This window comes from Acinetobacter pullicarnis, assembly GCF_006352475.1.
Taxonomy (GTDB): domain Bacteria; phylum Pseudomonadota; class Gammaproteobacteria; order Pseudomonadales; family Moraxellaceae; genus Acinetobacter; species Acinetobacter pullicarnis.
Window position 1 is genome coordinate 66448 of the sequence record NZ_VCMZ01000003.1, and the last position, 21557, is coordinate 88004.

The 21557-nt window shown below is 41.9% G+C and carries 21 protein-coding genes, 7 pseudogenes and 1 other annotated feature; of the genes and pseudogenes, 10 read left to right on the forward strand and 18 right to left on the reverse strand.

Annotation, left to right across the window (positions count from 1 at the left end; translation table 11 throughout):
* Positions 1–137: 137 nt before the first annotated feature.
* Entirely contained in the window at positions 138–1463 is a 1326-nt protein-coding gene (locus FD716_RS18350; protein WP_139850444.1) for an ISNCY family transposase, read from the reverse strand.
* Between the two features lie 420 nt (positions 1464–1883).
* Between FD716_RS18350 and FD716_RS18360 the strand changes: the two genes are divergently transcribed.
* Positions 1884–3338, forward strand: coding sequence for a SulP family inorganic anion transporter (locus FD716_RS18360; protein WP_139853758.1), 1455 nt, complete (start codon positions 1884–1886; stop codon positions 3336–3338).
* 150 nt (positions 3339–3488) lie between these two features.
* Here the strand turns inward: FD716_RS18360 and FD716_RS18365 are convergent, their stop codons facing one another.
* The 3 genes from FD716_RS18365 to FD716_RS18375 all read right to left on the reverse strand — a co-directional run bounded on the left by FD716_RS18365 (position 3489) and on the right by FD716_RS18375 (position 4702).
* A complete protein-coding gene (locus tag FD716_RS18365; protein WP_035270373.1) occupies positions 3489–3824 on the reverse strand; it encodes a type II toxin-antitoxin system HicB family antitoxin in 336 nt (111 codons plus the stop codon).
* Positions 3821–4069: a type II toxin-antitoxin system HicA family toxin gene (locus tag FD716_RS18370; protein WP_044425274.1), complete on the reverse strand. Its 249-nt coding sequence runs from the start codon at positions 4067–4069 to the stop codon at positions 3821–3823. The genes FD716_RS18365 and FD716_RS18370 overlap by 4 nt, the downstream gene beginning before the upstream one ends.
* 105 nt (positions 4070–4174) lie before the next feature.
* Positions 4175–4702 carry a plasmid pRiA4b ORF-3 family protein gene (locus FD716_RS18375; protein ID WP_000537572.1) on the reverse strand — a complete coding sequence of 176 codons (528 nt, stop codon included), beginning with the start codon at positions 4700–4702 and terminating at the stop codon, positions 4175–4177.
* Positions 4703–4881: 179 nt separating this feature from the next.
* On the opposite strand from FD716_RS18375, the pseudogene FD716_RS18385 reads away from it, so the two are divergent.
* The 3 pseudogenes from FD716_RS18385 to FD716_RS18395 form a co-directional block, all read left to right on the forward strand.
* Positions 4882–5451: pseudogene (locus FD716_RS18385) on the forward strand (helix-turn-helix domain-containing protein); the annotation flags it as partial.
* 49 nt (positions 5452–5500) lie between these two features.
* Positions 5501–6731 (forward strand): annotated as a pseudogene (locus tag FD716_RS18390) (IS3 family transposase).
* Positions 5776–5892, forward strand: a sequence feature (AL1L pseudoknot). Its footprint overlaps the pseudogene before it by 117 nt.
* Before the next feature lie 35 nt (positions 6732–6766).
* Positions 6767–6964, forward strand: a pseudogene (locus FD716_RS18395) (MarR family transcriptional regulator); the annotation flags it as partial.
* Positions 6965–7093: 129 nt separating this feature from the next.
* On the opposite strand, the gene FD716_RS18400 reads toward FD716_RS18395, so the two are convergent.
* The 4 genes from FD716_RS18400 to FD716_RS18415 form a co-directional block, all read right to left on the reverse strand.
* Entirely contained in the window at positions 7094–7399 is a 306-nt protein-coding gene (locus FD716_RS18400) for a hypothetical protein (protein WP_139853760.1), read from the reverse strand.
* 71 nt (positions 7400–7470) lie between these two features.
* Complete coding sequence (locus tag FD716_RS18405; RefSeq protein ID WP_004676270.1) at positions 7471–7779, reverse strand: BrnA antitoxin family protein; 309 nt, start codon at positions 7777–7779, stop codon at positions 7471–7473.
* Complete coding sequence (locus FD716_RS18410; RefSeq protein ID WP_139853761.1) at positions 7751–8053, reverse strand: BrnT family toxin; 303 nt, start codon at positions 8051–8053, stop codon at positions 7751–7753. The genes FD716_RS18405 and FD716_RS18410 overlap by 29 nt, the downstream gene beginning before the upstream one ends.
* A 109-nt stretch (positions 8054–8162) precedes the next feature.
* Entirely contained in the window at positions 8163–8678 is a 516-nt protein-coding gene (locus tag FD716_RS18415) for a hypothetical protein (protein ID WP_139853762.1), read from the reverse strand.
* Between the two features lie 53 nt (positions 8679–8731).
* On the opposite strand from FD716_RS18415, the gene FD716_RS18420 reads away from it, so the two are divergent.
* Entirely contained in the window at positions 8732–9292 is a 561-nt protein-coding gene (locus FD716_RS18420; RefSeq protein ID WP_002125033.1) for a macro domain-containing protein, read from the forward strand.
* A 1-nt stretch (position 9293) separates the two neighbouring features.
* On the opposite strand, the pseudogene FD716_RS18425 reads toward FD716_RS18420, so the two are convergent.
* The 6 genes and pseudogenes from FD716_RS18425 to FD716_RS18450 form a co-directional block, all read right to left on the reverse strand.
* Positions 9294–9679: pseudogene (locus tag FD716_RS18425) on the reverse strand (type II toxin-antitoxin system death-on-curing family toxin).
* Entirely contained in the window at positions 9676–9855 is a 180-nt protein-coding gene (locus FD716_RS18430) for a hypothetical protein (protein ID WP_026441249.1), read from the reverse strand. Before FD716_RS18430 ends, FD716_RS18425 begins: the two are co-directional and overlap by 4 nt.
* Positions 9856–9924: 69 nt before the next feature.
* Positions 9925–10260: a hypothetical protein gene (locus FD716_RS18435; RefSeq protein ID WP_002125021.1), complete on the reverse strand. Its 336-nt coding sequence runs from the start codon at positions 10258–10260 to the stop codon at positions 9925–9927.
* A 171-nt stretch (positions 10261–10431) separates the two neighbouring features.
* Positions 10432–11522: pseudogene (locus tag FD716_RS18440) on the reverse strand (IS3 family transposase).
* A 356-nt stretch (positions 11523–11878) separates the two neighbouring features.
* A pseudogene (locus tag FD716_RS18445) lies at positions 11879–12530 on the reverse strand (transposase); the annotation flags it as partial.
* A 20-nt stretch (positions 12531–12550) separates the two neighbouring features.
* Positions 12551–13641 (reverse strand): IS4-like element ISAba1 family transposase gene (locus FD716_RS18450; protein ID WP_110925086.1). Its coding sequence is split into 2 segments (ribosomal slippage): positions 12551–13101 and positions 13101–13641, totalling 1092 coding nucleotides; the frame shifts between segments, so codons are not numbered across the junction.
* A gap of 69 nt (positions 13642–13710) precedes the next feature.
* On the opposite strand from FD716_RS18450, the pseudogene FD716_RS18455 reads away from it, so the two are divergent.
* Positions 13711–14379: pseudogene (locus FD716_RS18455) on the forward strand (IS3-like element ISAba22 family transposase); the annotation flags it as partial.
* Between the two features lie 78 nt (positions 14380–14457).
* Positions 14458–15810 carry a glutathione-disulfide reductase gene (gene gorA / locus FD716_RS18465; protein WP_002122354.1) on the forward strand — a complete coding sequence of 451 codons (1353 nt, stop codon included), beginning with the start codon at positions 14458–14460 and terminating at the stop codon, positions 15808–15810.
* 195 nt (positions 15811–16005) lie between these two features.
* Here gorA and FD716_RS18470 read toward each other — a convergent pair whose 3' ends face one another.
* The 4 genes from FD716_RS18470 to traJ all read right to left on the reverse strand — a co-directional run bounded on the left by FD716_RS18470 (position 16006) and on the right by traJ (position 19611).
* Positions 16006–16938, reverse strand: coding sequence for an IS5-like element ISAba12 family transposase (locus FD716_RS18470; RefSeq protein WP_058971768.1), 933 nt, complete (start codon positions 16936–16938; stop codon positions 16006–16008).
* Positions 16935–17081 carry a transposase gene (locus FD716_RS19465; protein ID WP_005028587.1) on the reverse strand — a complete coding sequence of 49 codons (147 nt, stop codon included), beginning with the start codon at positions 17079–17081 and terminating at the stop codon, positions 16935–16937. The genes FD716_RS18470 and FD716_RS19465 overlap by 4 nt, the downstream gene beginning before the upstream one ends.
* A 63-nt stretch (positions 17082–17144) precedes the next feature.
* Positions 17145–19220 carry a TraI/MobA(P) family conjugative relaxase gene (gene traI / locus FD716_RS18480; RefSeq protein ID WP_034593990.1) on the reverse strand — a complete coding sequence of 692 codons (2076 nt, stop codon included), beginning with the start codon at positions 19218–19220 and terminating at the stop codon, positions 17145–17147.
* A 34-nt stretch (positions 19221–19254) separates the two neighbouring features.
* Complete coding sequence (gene traJ / locus FD716_RS18485; protein ID WP_026444297.1) at positions 19255–19611, reverse strand: conjugal transfer transcriptional regulator TraJ; 357 nt, start codon at positions 19609–19611, stop codon at positions 19255–19257.
* A 345-nt stretch (positions 19612–19956) separates the two neighbouring features.
* Between traJ and FD716_RS18490 the strand changes: the two genes are divergently transcribed.
* The 3 genes from FD716_RS18490 to FD716_RS18500 are packed head-to-tail and all read left to right on the forward strand — an operon-like array spanning position 19957 to position 21556.
* Positions 19957–20385, forward strand: a complete 429-nt coding sequence (locus tag FD716_RS18490) for a TraK family protein (RefSeq protein WP_034593984.1) — start codon at positions 19957–19959, stop codon at positions 20383–20385.
* Complete coding sequence (locus FD716_RS18495; RefSeq protein ID WP_026444295.1) at positions 20385–21110, forward strand: nucleotide-binding protein; 726 nt, start codon at positions 20385–20387, stop codon at positions 21108–21110. Before FD716_RS18490 ends, FD716_RS18495 begins: the two co-directional genes overlap by 1 nt.
* Positions 21111–21121: 11 nt before the next feature.
* Positions 21122–21556 (forward strand): conjugal transfer protein TraM, encoded by a 435-nt coding sequence (locus FD716_RS18500; RefSeq protein WP_026444294.1) that lies wholly within the window; start codon positions 21122–21124, stop codon positions 21554–21556.
* The last annotated feature ends 1 nt before the right edge of the window (position 21557 follow it).

A 21557-nucleotide genomic window follows, 5' to 3' on the forward strand; every position in this document is an offset into this window, starting at 1 on the left:
TATCCAGTCCATGGTGATAAAAACCATCATAAACTAGACATTTTTATTGGTGAGAATATAGACACTTTAAATGGGTTCTAACAAGCATTGTTATTCCCAAGTAGAAATGTCCTACCTAATAACCAAATAGAAATGTCCTATATGGACATTTCCAAGTCAAGCACAGGATTCAGATTTCGTTGTTGAATTGCTGTTTTCTGTGCACGTCTGCTTGGCATCTTTTGAGAACGATTGCGTTTGTTTTGTTGTTCCAGTTCTTCATGCTGTTGTTGGATATGATTCAGAACAGCACCCAACCGTTTATTCTCAACAATCTCTCGCTGGTTGAGCTGACTTAATTTATCGAAGATGCTGTAATTGATCTTCCGGCCTTCATGCATGATGGCTACAGTACCATCCGGGTATTCTAGAAACTCAAGATATTTACCAATCAGCCTCTGGTTTTCTTCTGTACTCTCCAGGAGATATACACATTTATCATAAGTAATGGTCAGGCTATTGGTGACTCTACGTGGCTCTCGCCAGGTAAAAATATCATCTAATTGCTCAGCTGTTTCGGTGGCAGAGCGGTGTAAGTTCTTAGGATTAAAGGCCATCTTTGCAAACTTGAGATTGAACTGCTCAATAAAGCAGGGTAACCACTTATTCGCATCTGCAATCGAACTGATACCTTCCAGGCGCATCTCCTTAATCAGACGGTCCTGAAGGGTTCTGTTGGCCCGTTCCACCCGTCCTTTGGCCTGAGGGGAGTTAGCGAAGATGATATCGATATTGAGGGTACTGAGTACGCGTCCAAACTGGGTAATCTTGCTGTCTTTCTTGCTGCTTTGATTCACCCTAAAGACTGAATGTTTGTCGCTGTAAAACGCTAAAGGCTTACCATGCTGTTCAACATACAAGCGTGTCGAAATCATATAGTCAAAGGCTGATTCTGATTCACAGAAGCGTAAATGCTGCAATTTGCCTGTGGCATCATCGATAAAGACTAGCAGACAGCATTTAGCGGCTCTTCCTTCAAACCAGTCATGGTGTGAGCCATCGATTTGTACCAGTTCACCATAACAATCTCGGTTATATCGAGGCTGATATGGGCGTTTCAGGCGCTTGGAGCGAGGAATCCATAAATCGGCTGCAATCATCCAGCAACGCAGGGTTTCCACTGAAAGATCGAATCCATGAACGGTAGTGAGCTTTTCATGCGCTAAAGTGGGTCCGAAACCATGGAGTTGATCCGAAACAATATTGAGGCACTTGAGTCTGAGTTCTTCAGGAAGTTTGCAGTTGCTGGTTTGGCCACGACCAGCATGGGCTAATGCAGCTGGGCCTTGAGCTTTGTATTTCTGCAGTAAGCGTCTGATCTGACGTTCTGAAATATGAAGTAGCTGAGCAGCCTGGGATTGAGTTATGCGTTGATCGCAGATTTCCTGCAAGACCGACAATCGTTTAAGTTCTTTATCCGACATAGACACCAACATATCAAACCGTCCGCTTCAATAATCGCAAAAGTGCATATTCTAAAAGCGGACATTTTTACTTTGGAGAAACCGGACATTTCTATTTTGGGCTTACAAAGCATATTGCGTATAATATGCATTATGTTAAATGCACAGTTTTTTAGAATGCAAATTGACAATTTTCTTAGCTGAATAAGCAGCTTCTACAAAATGGTTAGGGTAGATAGAATGATAACGAGCTGTTATCCTTGCTCTGATATTTTCTCTCAAACAATGCACTGAATTTATGACACTTACGCCACCTTAAGTTTATTTACCTCTTTAATCAGTAAATAACTCATCACTGTCTAGTGATGTGGTGTAGTCGCTTGTGTGTTGTATATATCACATCACTAGCCTATCTGAAAAATTAAAAAATAGGCTATGTTTATGTTATCTAATGTACGAGAACAATGGTTCTCTAACATCCGTGGAGATGTGCTTGCAGGACTTGTTGTCGGTCTTGCATTAATCCCTGAAGCTATCGCATTTTCAATTATTGCAGGTGTAGATCCTAAAGTAGGTTTATACGCATCCTTCTGTATTGCTGTCGTTATTTCTTTTGTTGGCGGTCGTCCAGCTATGATTTCAGCAGCCACAGGTGCGATGGCACTGCTTATGGTCACATTGGTCAAAGAACATGGGCTTGAATATCTGCTTGCTGCAACGATTTTAACTGGTGTCATTCAAATATTAGCAGGTTACCTGAAATTGGCTAAGCTAATGCGCTTTGTCTCTAAATCTGTAGTGATTGGCTTCGTAAATGCGTTGGCCATCTTAATTTTTATGGCTCAGCTACCCGAACTGATGAATGTAACTTGGCATGTATATGCTTTGGTTGCTTTAGGCTTAGCGATTATTTATCTATTTCCTTTAATTCCAAAATTAGGAAAATTATTTCCTTCTCCACTTGTTTGCATCATTGCTATTACATTGTTAGCAATAGCCCTAGGAATTGATGTACGGACTGTTGGAGATATGGGAGCATTACCTGACACACTTCCAATGTTCTTGGTCCCGAATATTCCTCTAAATTTTGAAACATTGATGATCATTTTGCCGTATTCAGTTGCACTGGCAGCCGTAGGTTTACTTGAGTCTATGATGACAGCAACTATTGTCGATGAAATGACAGATACACCAAGTGATAAGCATCAGGAATGTAAAGGACAAGGTATTGCAAATATTGCCTCTGGCTTCATGGGTGGTATGGCAGGTTGTGCCATGATCGGTCAATCTATGATTAACGTGAAGTCAGGTGGTCTGACACGCTTATCAACATTCTCTGCGGGTATTTTTCTTCTTATTCTGGTTGTATTTATTAGTGACTGGCTCAAAGTGATTCCAATGGCTGCATTGGTAGCGGTGATGATCATGGTCTCGATCAGTACCTTTGAATGGAGTTCTGTCACCCAATTAAAGGACAATCCTAAAAGTAGCAACGTCGTGATGATTGCAACGGTGATTGTGGTGGTAGCTACGCATAACTTGGCGTTAGGGGTATTAACAGGTGTACTGCTTTCAGCTTTATTCTTGGCCAATAAACTAGAAAATGATATTCAGGTCAGTGCTTCTTTTGAGGGGACAGCTCGTCTATATGATTTGAGAGGTCAGATCTTCTTTAGTTCTTCTGAAAAGTTCATGCAAGGTTTTGACTTTAAAGAGGATGTAAAGGAGGTGATTATTGATTTGACCCATTCTCACATTTGGGATGTAACATCAGTCGCCATGCTTGATTCTGTTGTAAATAAATTTCAAAAGAATGGTGCGAATGTCACAGTACGTGGTCTAAATGAAGCCAGTTCGATCATGATTGATAAGTATGGGACACATGCCAGAATTTAAGTTTTAAAAATTCTATATTTATATAGAATTTCTAAAATTAACATAATACACCTTATGCGAAATCAAAAAAGGGAGCAAAAAAGGGAGCTGTAAGCTCCCTTTTTTACTAATTTTTTTCAATTTTTAGATGTCAATCTAGGCTTCAATAAATTAAGCACCTAAACGCATTAATTTCTCTTGAATCGCATCGCTTACAAAAGCATTAAGAGAATTATCACTTGATGCTAAAACAGCTTTACGGTGTAACTCAGGACTAATACGGACATTAAATGTACCTTTGAATGGCTGATCGGGTTTTTTACCTAATTCAGCACAAGACTCTAAATATCCATCGACAGATTCCTGAAAAGCTTGTTCAAGAGTTTTTAATGTTTCTGCTTCATAAGTGATGAGATCACGGATAAATGCAAGCTTTCCAAATAACTCACCTGTTTCAAGATCAGGTTCAATTGTACCTAGATAACCTTTGTATTTTAAATAGCTCATAAAAATCCCTCCTGCTTGAGTGCCTGTTTTACAGATTTCAAAGCCCCACCTTTGATTTCATTTTCAGGGTGTGGCCTGTGCAGTAAAATCATGTGTTCAGTTTTCGTATTAAAAAAACGGACACGAGAGCCTGCCATTTCAAATTTTTCATAGCCTAGCTGATTCAGTAAAACGACTAAATCTTTATACGGAAATGTATTTTTTGAATTTCCAAATTTTTCCAGTAACTTTTCCGTTTTACCCATACTTCAGCCCTACTGCTATTGCAACTAAGTATAGTTACTTTTAAATAATAATTGCAACTATATTTAGTTGCAATTTCGTGTAACAGCCCTTATGTTAAATCAGGTTTAAAACTTAATATCATGTGAATTAAAGTAGGTCGGATCAAACTCTATCTCTCCTATTTCATCCTCGATAATTTGCATGTAATCGTCATATCTTGGATGTTTGGGGTCTTGTAATGCATCTAAAATATCAAGATATCCAAAAATTCCTCCAATATCTTCAAATGGAGCATGATTTTGACCATCTATACAACATGGATATTTTTTATTTAAATCAGGAGATTGTCTGCTTTCTACAGTAATCAAATGTTCCCAACAATCGCCAAAATCATATGTATATATAATTTTTTTACCTACACGTAGAACTTCTTTCAATTTTTGTCTTTTATTGATCTTTTCATGCTTAATAGTCGTGAATTCATGTAAATGGCTATCTTCCCAATCAAAAGCAGATTGAATTGCCTTATGGAGCCTAGATAAAGTAGCTGCCGATGAAATTTGAATAGTTCTCCAGATTTCAGGATCACTACCTAGCAGACTAATTTTTAATTGAAAAACTTCATCAGAAGATTTGAGCTTTACAGTTCCCATAACAGCCTAGTTCTCAAAAAATAGTTTTAGTAAATCTAAAATTAACATAATAGAGCTTATACGAAACGCATCTGTAAGCCCCAAGTAGAAATGTTCGGTTTCTCCAAAGTAAAAATGTCCGCTTTTAGAATATGCACTTTTGCAATTTCGTTAGCGGACGGTTTGTTATGTTGGTGTCTATGTCGGATAAAGAACTTAAACGATTGTCGGTCTTGCAGGAAATCTGCGATCAACGCATAACTCAATCCCAGGCTGCTCAGCTACTTCATATTTCAGAACGTCAGATCAGACGCTTACTGCAGAAATACAAAGCTCAAGGTCCCGCTGCATTAGCCCATGCCGGTCGTGGCCAAATCAGCAATTCCAAACTTCCTGAAGAACTCAGACTCAAGTGCCTCAATATTGTTTCTGACCAACTCCATGGTTTCGGACCCACTTTAGCGCATGAAAAGCTCACCACCGTACATGGATTCGATCTTTCAGTAGAAACCCTGCGTTCCTGGATGATTGCAGCTGACTTATGGATTCCTCGATCCAAGCGCCTGAAACGCCCGTATCAGCCTCGTTACAACCGGGATTGCTTTGGTGAACTGATCCAAATTGATGGCTCATATCATGACTGGTTTGAAGGACGCGCTGCTAAATGCTGTCTGCTGGTGTTTATCGATGATGCTACAGGAAAATTGCAGCATTTACGCTTCTGTGAATCAGAATCAGCCTTTGATTATATGATTTCAACACGCTTGTATGAACCGTACCGGGTTTGTCGGAGAGTCAATATTCTGAGAGACTATTCCGATGAAAAAACCAAACTATACCCCCGAAATTAGAGAAAGAGCGGTTCAATTACTAATTGAATCTGAAAAAGATTATCCTTCTACTTGGGCAGCAATCACAGCTATTGCTCCTAAAATTGGCTGTACTCCTGAAACACTACGTGTTTGGTATCAAAAATACTTAGATCAACAAAATCCCGCCAAAGTACAACAGGTATCTGACCAAGAAAAAATGAAGCAAATGGAACGTGAAATTAAAGAATTAAAGCGTGCCAATGAAATTCTACGCAAAGCAGCCGCTTTTTTCGCCCAGGCGGAGCTCGACCGCTCACACAAATAATGGTGGATTTTATCCATAACAATAAAGATCGATATGGTGTTGAAGCGATTTGTAGAATTTTACCGATTGCAGCTTCGACCTATTATCGGGCTTTAGATCTCGTTGATAACCCAGAACATCGAGCGAAACGTGCTCTGCATGATTTACATCATGCAGAGCAAATCAAACGTATTTGGAAAGAAAGTTCAGGTCGATATGGTGTACGTAAAGTTTGGCAACAATTGAAACGTGAGGGTTATGTTATTGCACGTTGTACAGTTGCTCGATTGATGCAAAAGCTAGATATACAAGGTGTTTGGCGTGGTAAGAACAAACAAACTACCCGCAGCCGAGATGATCAAAAACGGGCAGGTGATTTAGTGAAACGGAATTTTAGTGCTGATCGACCTGACCCTTGCGAAGCAGTGCTCAGGTCAGTGACTTTACGTATATTCAAACCAATTCTGGCTGGGTCTACACCGCATTTATTATTGATGTGTTCTCACGAGCAATTGTTGGATGGAAAGTATCTACACGGATGAATACAGATATGGTGCTCGATGCATTGGAGCAAGCATTGCACGATCGAGGCATGCCAAAGAATGTAATTCATCATTCAGATAGAGGTGTTCAATATCTTTCTATTCGCTATACCAATCGTTTAGAAGCAGCAAATTTACGAGCATCAGTCGGTACAACGGGTGATTCATACGATAATGCTCTGGCTGAAACGGTGAATGGCTTATACAAAACAGAGGTGATTGAATATTTAAAAGCAGATTGGCAAGGTTTAGCAGATGTACAACTTGCGACATTAAATTGGGTAGATTGGTTCAACAAAAAGCGTGTACACGGTGCACTGGGTTATGTATCGCCTTTTGAGTTTGAAGCAATGTACTATGATAAGATTAATCCGTTAGGTCAGGTGGCCTAACTTAAATAAAAAGTCTCCGACAAACCCGGTACGGTTCAGGTCTAATTAATCGATCACGTGATCCTAATGATGAAAGACGAGTTCTTATTTCATTAAAAGATAAAGGGCGAGACTTATCTGCTGAAGCAGAAAAGATTCCTAAAGAGCTTACCAAGAACATTGAGTTTGATAACTTAAATCAATTACGAGATGAATTAAAAGTATTAGTTAATCTATTATCAGAAAGAATTTGAGACCTCTTAATATCTGATAATGGAAGCCTGTTTACTTTCAAGAATCAATTAGTTTTTCTAAAATAAACATAATACACCTTATACGAAGTCAAAAAAATATATCTATAGAGGGCGTTATGCCCTCATTTTTTATTTTTGCTCATGTTCTTTGTAGTACTGATGCTGTCTTCTGGAATTGTGCTTCCAGCTTTTGGCAACTTTATAGACATAGCTTGGAAAATCATCCCAAACATGAGGTAAGCCAGCACCACGTGCAACACGAATTTTAAGCGGATAGTTTTTGTATTCAATAACGTGCAGAAAATAGAAACTTCGCTCTTGGTGCGTACTAAATTCTTTAAACATCGAACTTCTGACATTGGGGTAAATCTGCCAAAAGTAATCGTGTGGGTTGCTGTGTACTGATTGTTTATACTGATATTTCAGTTTTTTCATGATTCCTCCTAGGTAACATTACCTAGAAGGGATCCTGTGCAAAGTAGTTCATTGTTTTTAATCCTGTAAAATTAGGAATGGTTTTTCAGTTCTTTTAGCATTGCTTCACGTAGAATTTTATTCATTCGGGTCTGATAGCCTTTGCCCTGGGATTTAAGCCACTGCATGACATCAGCATCAATCCGAACAGTGGTCGATTTCTTGACTGGTTTGTAGTAGGGATTACGGACTGCATTTTGCCAAAAGCTTTCATCTAGCTCAGGGATGTCTGAAAAGTCTATTTCATTGTCTGGACGTTTTGCCAATGCTTCAATTTCAGCCATTTGCTTGTCAGTTAATTCAGTCAATTCTTCAAGTTTGTAACGAACGATTTTGCTCATACGCTCTTTTCTCCTGTGATGTGGCTTTTCGGGCTGAAATGATACGGACAACTTCGGTTATATCTTCGAAGTGAGAGGTATGGGCAACTAGCACTACAGTCTCTCCCCGGATGCTCCCTAAAGCCTGCCATCGACATTCACCATTCTCAAAGCGGCCTTGCTTACTTAACAAGAATGGATCTTTAAAAATATGCAATGCAGTTTCAAAGCTGATCTTATGCTTTTTCTGATTGCTCTTATTTTTCGCCTCATCCCATTCAAATTCCATGCTCATAGATTAGTACCAATTTACATACAATAATGTTACTACATTTTTGTATTTTTGAAAAACTGGACATTTTAATTGGTGAATAACACCAGAACTGCGCATAAGAGATTTTATGTTAAATAGGGGTAATTAAAGATTGAATTTCAACCCCATTTTCATCAACTAATTCAATACCAACTGCTTTTAAACGATCTATAGGATCACCTGTTTTCAAACACCATCCATTAGGCATATTTGTTTTTAATCCTGAAAATTTAGCATCTAACTTTTTCTGTTCTTCATAGGAAATATGGGCTACACCAAGATTTCTTTGTAGAATTTTGGAGAGTTCAGCATCTGATAATTCATTGCTTTCAATTAATACCCATAAGTTGTTAAAGACATAAGCCATGGGAACAATATGTTCTTTCCATGGCTTAATAGCCATTGCTGATTTATTATTAAAAATATTCTTTGAGTATCCTTTAAAAAGCAGTTCATTTTCTGGATGAAATAAATGCTCCATTAATCTGGAGCTATATCCCCATGGTTTATTAATGTTTTCTTGAAGAGTGATAATGTTTTTTACATGTTGAATGATTAAATCACACGTGCTCTTAATATATTGATTAATATGTTCTTTTTCAGTCATGTTGGTTTTCCAAAAAATTACTGCTACCTTAGCGATTTTATTATAGTGATAAAATGAGTAATCTTAAGAAAGTTATTTTAATCCAAACAGATATTACAACATTCGCTGTACAGGCTATCGTTAATTCAGCGAATAAGTCTTTGCTTGGTGGCAGTGGGCTTGATTATATCATTCATAAAAAAGCAGGACCTTTGATGAAGACTGAATGTATTCAACTTCATCAAGAAAAAGGCGGGTGTTCAACTGGACAAGCAGAAGTTACTACTGCTGGAAACCTGCCTGCCCAATATCTTATTCATGCTGTTGGGCCAAGATGGTTAGATGGTGAGCGTAATGAGCCACAATTGCTTTGTGATGCTTATAGTAATGCGATTATGAAAGCTAACCATGTTGGTGTAAAAACTATTTCTTTTCCAAACATCAGTACAGGTGTTTATGGTTTTCCTCGCCAACTGGCAGCCGAAATTGCAATTGGTACCATACTTTCAACACTTCCCCAATATGACTGTGTTGAAGAAGTATTTTTTGTATGCCGAGATGATGAAAACTATTTAATTTATAAGGAGATACTTTCTAACATTAACGACCCAAAAATAAAAATACAGATTGAATAAATTAAATTATAGATAGCTCATATAAGAATCCTGCTACCAGTTTGGCTAAAAGCTCATGATCTTCTTGGGATTCAACGATATCAACCATTAAATCATCTAAACCCGTGTGTTCTTAAATGGTCACACCTTGGATTTCAAGATAAGTTAGCATCACCCTAGCCCTGTTCTTTTATTTCCATCGACAAATGCATGCCCTTTAGAAATTGCAATACCAAACCATGCAGCAATTTCAAAGATATCACTCACATTACTGTAATACATTTGCTGATCTATACGGTTTAGGACGCTTTCCAGTTTCTCAATCTGGCAACCAGATCGACCTACACCTGTTTGAAGCAAAATCTCGTCATGTACAGCAATTACGAATGTCGAACTAATCAAGCTCATTTATAAGCTAACTCTTGTATTTCTGCTTTATGTTGCTGGATCACTCGTCTAGCACTATGCATAACAACTCGTTTAGTTGCTTCATCATTACTAAACTTTATAGGTAAAACTTGTCCAGAAACCTTTTCACGACTAGATACTTGTTCAATATTATAATCTTTAAGACGTTTTCTCATATCGCTTACCATTCTAAGAGTGATCGTGTGTATTTTAACGCAAGTTTGTTGATCTAACAGTAGTGTTGGTCAAATTTGATAGTGTGAGTCTTTTTTTAGCACCGATTGTTCTGGATTTAAATTAAAAAAATCATAGACTTTATTAATTTTTGATTTATATAACAATGTCTTATCCAAATAAATAATTGATTTTTCTTTGTTGGTATCAAAAATTACTCGACCTCTTGGGATCTGTTCATACTCATAGTTTTGTAGTTCAGAATACTTTTCTTGCAATGTAATCCAATATTCAATATGTGTATATGGGCTATCAATCAGGCCAATAGAGTCTGCTTTCGTAATATTAAAGGAATGTGCAATACCAATGACTTGATTATTCCAGTACCAAAAGATCCCTATTTTCATTTGTCTTTATGCCTAGTTTTAAGTTCAACTAAAATTAATATAATACGAATTATCCGAAAATATTCAGACAATAAAAAAGCCCGACATCCTGTCGGGCTTTTTCATATTGGGTGTTTAGGTATAACTCCTGTCGGTAATCCTCCCATAAATAACCGAAGTTAAAAGTAGAGGTTAAGCAGCCATTAGAGGTGGCCTTCCTTTGTTTGCTTGGTGTGGTCTTTCATGGTTGTAATGCCACAACCAGTTTGTTGCATAATCTTGTACTTCTTCCAGTGTGTCAAATAGATGCTTGCTTAGCCAGCTATAACGTATAGTCCGATTATAACGTTCAATATACGCATTCTGCTGTGGCTTACCCGGTTGAATATATTCAATACGAATACCGTGCTCAGTAGCCCAGCGCACAAATTCGTGACTGATAAATTCGGGACCATTATCGCATCGGATCACTAACGGTTTTTCTCTCCACTCCAGCAATTGATTCAACGTACGAATAACCCTGATTGTGGGCAATGAGAACCCTGCTTCAATGGCTAGGCCTTCGCGGCGGTAATCATCAATCACATTCAATAATCGAAACTTGCGACCATCGGAAAGCTGATCATGCATAAAATCTAATGACCAAACCTGATTTTCTCGGATTGGTTCTTTCAATGGTTCAGGCGCATGCCGTTTTAGTCTTCTTCTCGGTTTAATACGCAGATTCAGTGCCAACTCACAGTAAATGCGGTAAACCCGCTTGTGATTCCAGCAGCAACTCTCAACATGCCGTAAATACGAGAAGCACAAACCAAAGCCCCAATCGGAATTTTCCTCAGTGAGTTCAATGAGCTGTTCAGCAATGAGTGCATTGTCATCGCTGAGTTTGGCTTGATAGCGGTAGCAGGTTTCACTAATGCCAAATGCTTTACAAGCCAAACGAATACTAATGGCATGCTGGGCAACTGCCTGTTGTGCCATCTTACGCCGGCAAGATGGCTTTACCCTTGCGCAGCAGTGCTGCTCATTGCCATCGCTTCCTGGATGATTTCGGCCTTTAATCGCTCTTCCGCATACATCTTTTTAAGTCTGGTATTTTCGGCTTCTAGCTCTTTCAGTCGAGCCATTAATGATGTATCCATACCACCATATTTGGCACGCCATTTATAAAAGGTAGCATTACTCATGCCGTGTTCACGGCAAAGGGTCGCTACAGGTGTGCCAGATTCTGCCTGTTTCAAGATGGACATGATCTGACTGTCAGTAAATTTAGATGTTTTCATGCAGAATCTCCTGCTCGTATCTTAAGAGAAAATTCTACTTTTAGATCCTATTATTTTTAGGGGGGATTACCTATTGAATCTCGCTTTCGCTCGATTCGTAGGGGCAATTTTTTGCAAATACCTTCTAAAATTATGTAAAAAGCAAAAGCAACTATGACTTCGCTTCGCTCAGAAGTTTTTTTGCTCGCTCCGCTCGGTCTAGGTGCAAATATCTGCATATAATTTACGCTTATTTAGGCTTCTCAGCCTAAAAAGCTGTTTTTCAGAGAGTCTAGGCGCGAATTTTTGTTGTGGCGCTCGTAGACACTCGCTAATAAATACTTGTTATTGTTTAATTAATTAGGACTTACGCACTATTATTTATAGATTCTCTGTGGTAGCAGATGATTTTTATCGAGAATAAAGTCATCAATGAAGTTTTTGATAACTGGTCTAAATAATTTCTTCTGCCAACGATATACATTTTCAAAGATCCGCTCAAACTGGTTCTTTTGTATCTCGACGTAGGCCATCAAGGCTGAAAAAAATATGATTCAAAATCAGTTTAGATCGTCTTACTTGAAACTTTTCAATATGACAAACCTGTTTAATCACCCGGTGATATTGCTCTAATTTCCAATGACTTGAATGTAATTCATGAAAACCCTCAAAGGACAATAAATCATCTTCATCTTGATGCACAATATAAAACCTCTGCTGTTCTTTTAACTGAGTCTTAAATAATTGTACAAAGCCAAAATCTTTGAGCCAGACCACTTGACCCTGATGGAAATTTGGCAATAAACGCAGTTGAAACCATTGTCCTTTTTCTGGGGAAACCTTACGGTTACAGTCGATACCAAACATAAATCGAATACCATATTTTCTTATGGTTTTTAGATTTCCAGTCGATGAATACCAACTATCACCTGTAATAAATTGAATCTTTGCACCCCAACTGAGTACTTCACTTAACATATCCATAAAGTAATCATTCTTGGTTTTACTTTCAGATTTGTCATAAATTCGGACTCTGTACACGACAAATTTCACAGAACCCTTATCCTATCAGGATTCTGCCTTCTTAAAATTGCCAAAATTTCCTTAAACTCTTCTTTTTTCCCAAAACCAATTAAACGCTGAATCGCCATTTGAACATAGTCTAAACCATAGCGAAATAAACTCATTGAGAGTCGTCCATGCTTCTTTATTTTTATCGCTTTTTTTTGATCATGTTGCCATTCACCCGTTAAGTAACACCAACAGAAGCTTATAGCTAACACCGCAATCAATTTTTTCACTCGTCTAGGGTCTGTCAAGCGCGTATTTTCAAGATTAAACCCGCGTCCTTTGAGACAACTGAATAAGGTTTCAATTTCCCAGCGTAATGCATAATCCTGAATAGCATTGGCATTAAACTGAGGAGAAACGACGAGTAAAAGCTCTCCATTTTCTAACTGTAGTGCACTTATATATAGTTTCACCCGACCAACCAAAATCCGTCGTTTACGACATTCAATTTGACCAACTTTAAGATGGCGAAATAAATCACTAATTTTATGATTCTTTCCTAAATGATTGGTGACAATGAAGTTTTTTTAACACGAATGCAGAAGTTGATGTCTTGTTCAATTAACCATGTAAACCACTGCTCACCGATAAACTCTCTGTCTGCGAACACATTCACAATACGGTCTTTACCAAAAATGGAGATAAAGCGTTGAATCAAAGCAATGCGCTCTTTCGTATCTGAATTTCCACGTTTATTAAGCAATGTCCAAAGGATAGGTATCGCTATTCCACGATAAACGATCGCGAGCATCAGGATATTAATATTTCGTTTTCCCCATTTCCAATTGGTTCTATCTAAAGTCAGTTGCACTTTGTCGAATGAAAATATATTGAAAATCAACCGAGAAATTTGACGATAATCGAAATACTGACCTGCAAAGAAGCGCTGCATACGTCGATAAAATGATTGTGGTAAGCACTTGATGGGCAAGGCTTTAGATGCAGAAGAAAGATTACATGTTTGCTTTAAAATAATCACAAGCATGATGAGCGCAAAGCACTTTAAATGTGACTTGTTCCATTTTAGATATTTGTTTAAGATAAGATATAACTCATTGAGATGTGTCATAGTATTCGTCGTTAGAAAACAATTATTGTGACATTATTTCAATGAGTTATCTATTTTTGTCGTGTACAGAGCAAATACTTACAAGCTCAGGGCATAAAAATGAGTATGTACGCTGTACGTCAGATAAAAGCGCTGAACCACCTGTATTGTAAGCGACACAAGCGTTTTAAAAGGACTACGAATAGTGACCATAATCGAGCGATCTATGAAAACCTGCTGGAGCAACAATTCTCAATGACTAGACCAAATCAAGCATGGTCAAGTGATATTACGTACATATGGACTGTTGAAGGATGGCTGTACTTAGCAGCGGTAAAAGACCTTTACACGAAGCAAGTGGTTGGCTATAGCTTAAATGAGCGCATGACAGCACAGCTTGTTTGTAATGCGCTAAATATGGCTATTCACAATCAAAAACCAACCAAAGAACTGATTGTGCATTCAGACAGAGGAAGTCAATATTGCAGCCATGAATATCGAAATATACTTGAGCAATATGGTTTTCAAGGTTCAATGAGCAAGCGCGGAGACTGTTACGATAATGCACCGATTGAAAGCTTTTGGGGAATACTGAAAAATGAGTTAGTGCATCATTACAACTATCAAACCAGAGAAGAAGCCAAAGCAGATATTATAAAATACATTGAATTATTTTATAATCATCGAAGAATTCAAAAGGGTTTGGGTTTTAAGACACCAAATCAAATGGCCGAAGACTTTTATAAGTTGGCTGCCTAGAATCTCCCAAGGGAAAGTCTCCTGATAATTCAGCGTATATCATTAACTTTTTAAATCTAAAAAACAGGAATTTCATTTATGTCTAAACACTATGATTATATTGCGATTGGCGGAGGCAGTGGCGGTATTGCATCAGTCAATCGTGCTGCCATGTATGGTAAGAAATGTGCACTGATAGAAATGGGTGATATTGGTGGAACCTGTGTCAACGTAGGATGTGTTCCTAAAAAAGTGATGTGGTATTCAGCTCAAATTGCCGATGCGATTCATAAATATGGTCCTGACTATGGCTTTAATACAGAATTGAAATCCTTTAACTGGAAGAAATTAGTTGAAAACAGACAAGCCTATATCAGCCGAATACATACATCGTATGACACAGGACTAGCTAAAAATAATGTTGATGTCATTCGAGGTTTTGCAAAATTTTTAGATGCTCAAACAATTGAAGTAAATGGTGAAACGTACACAGCTGACCATATTTTAATTGCTACGGGGACTCAAGCATTCAAACCTGAAATTGAAGGTGCTGAATATGGTATTGATTCCAATGGTTTCTTCGGATTAGAACACTTACCGAAGCGGACTGCTATTGTTGGTTCTGGCTATATTGCTGTGGAATTGGCAGGTGTTCTTAATGCATTGGGTTCGAATGTACAATTATTTATTCGTAAACATCAGCCTTTGCGTGGATTAGATCATTTCCTTGGTAAAACACTATTAGAGAATATGCGCAGTGAAAATATTAACGTGCATACTCATAGTCAGATTAACAAAGTGACTAAAGTTCAAGATAACTCACTTGTATTACACCTAGAAGATGGTACAGAACATAGTGTAGATTGCTTGATTTGGGCAATTGGTAGAAAACCTGCAACTGAAGCGATCAATCTTAATAAGACTCAAGTTCAATTGAACGAGAATCGCTTTATTCATGTTGATGCATATCAAAATACAACACAGTCTGGCATTTATGCAGTGGGTGATATTACAGGTAAAGTCGAGTTAACACCTGTTGCTGTGGCAGCGGGTCGAAGACTGTCTGAACGTTTATTTAACAATAAGCCAAATGAACATTTAGATTATGAAAATATTCCGACTGTGGTGTTTAGTCACCCACCTATTGGAACAGTTGGATTAACCGAAGATCAAGCCATAGAAAAATTTGGTAAAGATGCCATCAAAATTTATAGTTCTTCCTTTACATCCATGTATACAGCGATAACAGAACATCGACAACTCACAAAAATGAAATTAATTTGTGTAGGAACTGATGAGAAAGTGGTCGGAATTCATGGTATTGGATACGGTATGGATGAAATTCTGCAAGGCTTTGCTGTTGCTTTAAAAATGGGAGCAACTAAAAAAGACTTCGATAACACTTTAGCAATTCATCCGACTTCTGCTGAAGAATTCGTCACAATGCGTTAATCATTGATCATCTAAAAGAGCATTTATTTATATATTTGCTCTTATTTTTATATTCTATATCCAAATTATGAACTTTCAACAACTTAGAATTATTAGAGAACTCACTCAACATAATCTCAATTTATCACAAACAGCACATGCTCGGCTTTGTTGCACAAAGATTTGAAATGCAAAGCGCCCCTAATTGAGCCAAATTTAAGGCGTAACTTGGGTAAGTGGTCGACCTAATTCCGTAAATCTGTTAAGGACTGCTACACGTGCATGGATCTCATTCACTTGGCTATCAAAACTCCTTGCACTGAGTTTATCTCCTAATAATTTGATGCAATGCATCTTAGTTTCAACCAAACTTCGCCGATGATAGCCTGACCATTTTTTCCATAGTGTCGTGCCTAAACGTTTAATTGTTCGAAGTAATTCATTTCGCTCTAGCGAGCTACTCTTTGTATCTTTCCATGGTTTCGCATTTTTTCTAGGTGGAATCACCGCATGCGCTTGCCGATCTGCAATGACCTGACGGCATTGCTTGGTGTCATAAGCTCCATCGGTATAAACAGAGTTAATCCGCTCATCTTGTGGAATCTGATTAAGTAAATCACCAAGCACCTGTGAATCACTGACATTATTGGTTGTAAGCTGAACTGCTCGTATTTGCAGGGTTTTAGCATCTATACCAATATGAAGTTTACGCCATTGGCGACGATATTCAGGTCCATGTTTCTTGCGTTTCCATTCGCCCTCACCTAGAAACTTCATGCCTGTAGAGTCCATGAGTAGATGCAGCCCATCGCTACTTTTTTGGTAGCTGATTACAATATCAATATGCTTTTGTCTTCTACAAAGCGTGGTGTAATCTGGAGCTATCCAATTTAATCCGCAAAGTTTAATCAGACTTTGCACAAAGCCAGTGACCATACGTAAAGACAGACGGAATAAGGATTTAATCATTAAGCAGCATTGGATGGCTGCGTCGGAGTAGGTTTGATTTCGCCCTTGTTTGCCTTTTGATGGCGCATACCATTGCGTAGCAGGATCAAACCAAATGGCAATATTTCCGCGACTCATGAGTGCTCGGTTATATGCGGGCCAATTGGTTGTGCGGTAGATTTTGTGTGTAGGCTTCTTCATTTGAAAATTATATCGCTGAAAAACCCTTTACAGATAGGTTTGTGCAACAAAGCCGTTTCCGAGACATTGCCTTGATTGGCTTCAATTAATTTGATGGCTTCAGCTTTAAATTCTGTGGTGTAAGTCTTGTGTTTCTTGCTCATGGTAAACTCCTGATGAGTGTGTTTAGTTTACCAAGTTAAAACCTCCTGTTTTTTCAGCACACATCATCCTGACCTAGAAACATCCCGTCGCAACCCGTTATCTGGTTTGGCTCCTTGGTGCTCCACGACACCAGGAACATCACGCGGCAATAGCACTTCACTTCCGTGGGTGAGCTGAACCACACCGAGTTTGGACAGCGCTCGCAAACGGTTCTGGCTTTCGGGCGGCGGCTTGCGTCCAACTCTTGCAACACCAGGCTTTGCGGTTCCTCCAGGGGAGCGAACGGTGACTCGTCCACTGGTTGCTGTTCCAGCTCGTCCAGAAAGCCCGGTTCCAATGGTTCGTCCCCGAACTCCAGCACCTCGCCCGGCTCCGGTGGTTCGTCCGCCCCTGGCGGCGTTGAGTCCATCGACGCCAGCGCCTGCGCCAGCAGCTCGTCCTCTGTCAGTTCTTCCGACATTGCTTCTCTCCTTCTCTATTGCTTGTTGCAGTGATTGACGACGCTGCTCTAGGGCTGGATCGTCGAACTTGATTGGCAGGCTTCTAATTGCCGCCGTTTGTGCAACCAGCTCCTTAAACTGATCGGAGCCGGTGATTGTGATTTTTTCCCCATAGCGCGCAGCGGCCATCCGCAAGGCAGTCTCAATGCCGTCAAAGTTGGCCCCTCTGGATAGTTGAAGTTTGCTGCCGTCATCCCGGATTGCGGATGCTCCCGCACGGTAGATAACGGTGCCTTCTTTCGTGATGTGGTCTTGCTCAATCGGAGCGGCCTTGGCTGGCTGCTTTTGCCCTTCAGCTGCAACCGCATCCCCCTGCAACCCCTTCACTCCTGGACGTGCGCGAAGCGCTTTCAGGGCGTCCTGGTCTCCATCCAGGGCCTTTGCTTGAAGCCAGTCAGCCCACTGCCGCGCCTTGCGTGACGTGTTGATATTTTCAATGGCTTTGATGTGCTCGGCGCGCAGGCTAGTTACTTGCTCCTGGAGCGATTTGCTTGTGCTTGCATAAAGCAGCTTCTTCGTCAGGCCAGGGGTGGCCATCAGCTTGATTGAAGAGCGCTTTAGCTTGGCCACATTCTTGGCATGCTCAATCGCCCTGTCGCGGCGATCACGGGCCGCTGCCAGCTCCTTGGCCTTCGTATGCCGTACTGCGTTCTGCTCGTCACGGAAGCGCGCATAAAGCTCTGTGGTATCTGACTTGTGCCCTACAGGATTTTTCTCATAGCGCTTGCCACTGTCGATCTGGATAGATTGCAGGGTGGACAAGCCGCGTAGCCGGTTTTTACTGGCGGGTGGCGGGCTACGCCCTACCCGCCCGACTCCCGGCTTACGCGGGTGTGGCTTGCCTTGTTTGAGTGAGGCCCGGGTTTGCTGACGTTGATTCTCGAACGCCCCAAGGCGTTCCTCTAGCTTGCTTTTGGACAGGTCACGGGCGACGGTGCTGGCCTTGACCATCGTGCCGGCCTGGTCGGTTATTACCAACCCATTGCCGCGCTCGCGTAGCTCCAAACCATTTTCGTGCAGCACCTGGTGCAACTCATTCCAACTCTTCGCGCCCTGGACTTGCTCCAAGCATTCGCGGCGCACCCAGCTAAGCAGGCTCTCGATGCCGGCGTGCTGCTCCATGTCGTTGGCCCGGCATTCGCTCACGCCTTTTTTACGGGCGTGGTTTACCTGCTGCAATCCGTGCTCAAGCTCCAAGCGGGCGCATATATCGCCCAGCGTCTTGAAGTCTCGATATGGCTCATGGAGCGTGTGGCGCTCAGGGTGAATCTTGTTGATCGCAATGTGGATGTGCAAACAGTCAGTGTCGTTATGCACAGCACTGACACGCTGATGATTTTGATAGCCGATTGCGCTGCACACGCGATCTTCAATGTCGCGCAGCACTTCGCTTGAAGGTTGCTCTCCCGGCGCGAGACTTATCAGCAAGTGATAGGTCTTATCGCCTTCGGCACGGGTGTTGATCTTCTGAGTGTGCAGAACCTCATGCACCGCCCATGAAAGTTCTTCGGTCTGGCAATTGGTGACACGAACCTGACCGACCCGCTCATTGATTCCCTGGCTGCTGGTGATGTATTTCACCAGCCCGGCGAAGCTGCTCTTCTTCGCCGAGTTCATTGGAATGCGCTTGGCGATCATCTGCCCGCGCCTTTTTTAGCGGCTAAAAAAAGACTCATGCTTTCTTTGCCAGCTCTAAAAGAGCTGCCTGCGTTTCACCGATCCTGTCCAGGACAACCCGGATGGTTCTGTGCAACTGCTCTTCCTCAATCCCTGCAAGTCGCTTGTCGCTCACAAGCCACATTTTCAGAAGCCCGCCTAAGCGGCCTTGATCGGCATTGACCTTGGCCAACTCCAGGACAAGGCGACTGTCGATCACGCTTTGCAGCTCATAGCCAAGGCCGACCGCCCGCATGTAAGCCGCAACGGACTTACCAGCAGCGCGGGCGCTGTCCTCAATTTTTGCTTTTTCTTCTGGCAGGACAGGCACCCGTAAATGGGTGTCCTTCCTGGTGATTTTCTTATCGTCCATCCCGCTTTCCTTTGCGGCTTTGCCTCTGCTTCTGACGGCGGTAGCCGTCCAGCCTCGCAGAGCAAGATGCCCCGTTGAGTGCGAAGCGCGAATAAGGGCAAGTGAAGATAGTTAACCGGCTTGCCGGTTAGCTAACTTCACTTATCTTGCCCGGCTCTTCGAGCCGTTTAACGCCAGGTGAGTATCGCATACAAAGCCGATTGATCCACCTCTAGGCAACGATAAAACGCAGATTAACAACGGATATAGTGAAATCGCGCAGAATCGGGCTAGAATGGGGCGTGCAAGGCTTCAATCGGTTTAGAATCGGCTTTAAATCGGGGTAATGATGGGTATGGAATCGACATGGCTAAGAGCGGCAAAAGCCTTTCTGAGCGCATAGCAGAACGTGCGCAGAAGAAGAAACAGCCAGGCCGAGCGGGTAAAAATCGGGCGGCATTTCTGGCTGTTCGGGATGAAGTACGGCAGGCCCTCGATGACGGATGGCCTGTAAAAGACGTTTGGGAAACGCTCTATGAAGAAGGTGCTATTGCCTTCCGATATGACGCTTTCATTGGGTACGTCAAGAAGCTGATTCGTCAGCCGGCAACTGTCACCCTACCCGTACCAGTAGTGCAGGAAGCTCCAGCCAGGCCAGCAACACCGGCCAAAACACCAGCGGCCAAACCGAAGCCAACACCAGCGCCGACCACTCCTGCGCCGGTCGTAACCAAGCCGAGCACACCGGCCAGCTTCTCGTTTGACTCAACTCCAAGGAAAGAGGATTTACTCTAATGGCAAAGATCCACATGGTTCTCCAGGGCAAGGGCGGCGTCGGCAAGTCCGTGATCGCTGCTCTGATCGCTCAATACAAAGCAAGCAAGGGCCAGGCTCCCTTGTGCCTCGACACTGATCCGGTCAACTCGACATTCCACGGCTACACGTCTCTGAATGTTCGCCGCCTCCAGATAATGGATGGCGATGAAATCAACTCGCGCAACTTCGATAGCCTGGTCGAACTGATCGCACCGTCAAAAGATGACGTTGTGATCGACAACGGGGCCAGCTCCTTCGTGCCCCTCTCCCACTACCTGGTAACGAACCAGGTGCCGGCATTGCTGCACGAAATGGGGCATGAGCTGGTTGTTCACACCGTCATCACGGGGGGCCAGGCGCTGGTCGATACCCTGAGCGGGTTCGCCCAGCTCGCCAGCCAGTTCCCGGCCGAGGCCCGTTTCGTGGTCTGGCTCAACCCGTATTGGGGGCCGATTGAGCATGAGGGCAAGACATTCGAGCAATTGAAGGCATACACGGCGAACAAGGCTCGGGTTGCCGCCATCATTCAAATCCCCGATTTGAAAAAGGAAACTTACGGCCAAGACCTGAGCGACATGCTCCAGGATCGCCTGACTTTCGATGACGCACTGGCCCTGGAATCGCTGACGATCATGACGCGCCAGCGCCTCAAGATCATCAAGGGCCAAATCTACGCACAGCTTGAAAATGTGCCCGTTCTGTAAGAGGTGGCGCTGTGAGTGATCCGGTAGATGAGCTGATTAAAGAAATCGCGGTTAAGCACAACATCGCCGTCTCCCGTGACGATCCGATCATGGTGCTCCACACGATCAACGAGCGCTTAATGCGAGACTCTGCGAAGGCCCAACAGGACATGCTGGACACCTTCAAGGAAGAACTAGAAAGCATTGCCTTCCGGTGGGGTGCTGATGCAAAGGAAAAAGCCGAGCGCATCCTAAACGCTGCACTGACGGCAAGTCGGGAAACGATGGCCAAGGTAATGCAGGACAGCGCGAAGGCAACGGCTGATGCCGTCAAAGCCGAGGTAGATGCAGCCCTCCGCCGTGTGACCGCCCCTGTTGAAGATGCCACGCGAATCGCTCGACTCAATATCGCGGCCGCTTGCCTGGCCTTCGCGGCTGCTGCAATAGTCCTATTTGCGTCCTTGTGAG

Coding starts and splice junctions, on each gene's coding strand:
- traJ (WP_026444297.1), bottom strand. CDS start 19,611: ATGGACGATAAGAAAATCACCAGGAAGGACACCCATTTACGGGTGCCT.
- FD716_RS18410 (WP_139853761.1), bottom strand. CDS start 8,053: ATGAGCATGGAATTTGAATGGGATGAGGCGAAAAATAAGAGCAATCAG.
- FD716_RS18420 (WP_002125033.1), top strand. CDS start 8,732: ATGAGTAATCTTAAGAAAGTTATTTTAATCCAAACAGATATTACAACA.
- FD716_RS18495 (WP_026444295.1), top strand. CDS start 20,385: ATGGCAAAGATCCACATGGTTCTCCAGGGCAAGGGCGGCGTCGGCAAG.
- FD716_RS18350 (WP_139850444.1), bottom strand. CDS start 1,463: ATGTCGGATAAAGAACTTAAACGATTGTCGGTCTTGCAGGAAATCTGC.
- FD716_RS18375 (WP_000537572.1), bottom strand. CDS start 4,702: ATGGGAACTGTAAAGCTCAAATCTTCTGATGAAGTTTTTCAATTAAAA.
- FD716_RS18430 (WP_026441249.1), bottom strand. CDS start 9,855: ATGAGAAAACGTCTTAAAGATTATAATATTGAACAAGTATCTAGTCGT.
- FD716_RS18490 (WP_034593984.1), top strand. CDS start 19,957: ATGGCTAAGAGCGGCAAAAGCCTTTCTGAGCGCATAGCAGAACGTGCG.
- FD716_RS18435 (WP_002125021.1), bottom strand. CDS start 10,260: ATGAAAATAGGGATCTTTTGGTACTGGAATAATCAAGTCATTGGTATT.
- FD716_RS18365 (WP_035270373.1), bottom strand. CDS start 3,824: ATGAGCTATTTAAAATACAAAGGTTATCTAGGTACAATTGAACCTGAT.
- FD716_RS18400 (WP_139853760.1), bottom strand. CDS start 7,399: ATGAAAAAACTGAAATATCAGTATAAACAATCAGTACACAGCAACCCA.
- traI (WP_034593990.1), bottom strand. CDS start 19,220: ATGATCGCCAAGCGCATTCCAATGAACTCGGCGAAGAAGAGCAGCTTC.
- gorA (WP_002122354.1), top strand. CDS start 14,458: ATGTCTAAACACTATGATTATATTGCGATTGGCGGAGGCAGTGGCGGT.
- FD716_RS18360 (WP_139853758.1), top strand. CDS start 1,884: ATGTTATCTAATGTACGAGAACAATGGTTCTCTAACATCCGTGGAGAT.
- FD716_RS19465 (WP_005028587.1), bottom strand. CDS start 17,081: ATGAGCAAGAAACACAAGACTTACACCACAGAATTTAAAGCTGAAGCC.
- FD716_RS18470 (WP_058971768.1), bottom strand. CDS start 16,938: ATGAAGAAGCCTACACACAAAATCTACCGCACAACCAATTGGCCCGCA.
- FD716_RS18415 (WP_139853762.1), bottom strand. CDS start 8,678: ATGACTGAAAAAGAACATATTAATCAATATATTAAGAGCACGTGTGAT.
- FD716_RS18370 (WP_044425274.1), bottom strand. CDS start 4,069: ATGGGTAAAACGGAAAAGTTACTGGAAAAATTTGGAAATTCAAAAAAT.
- FD716_RS18405 (WP_004676270.1), bottom strand. CDS start 7,779: ATGAGCAAAATCGTTCGTTACAAACTTGAAGAATTGACTGAATTAACT.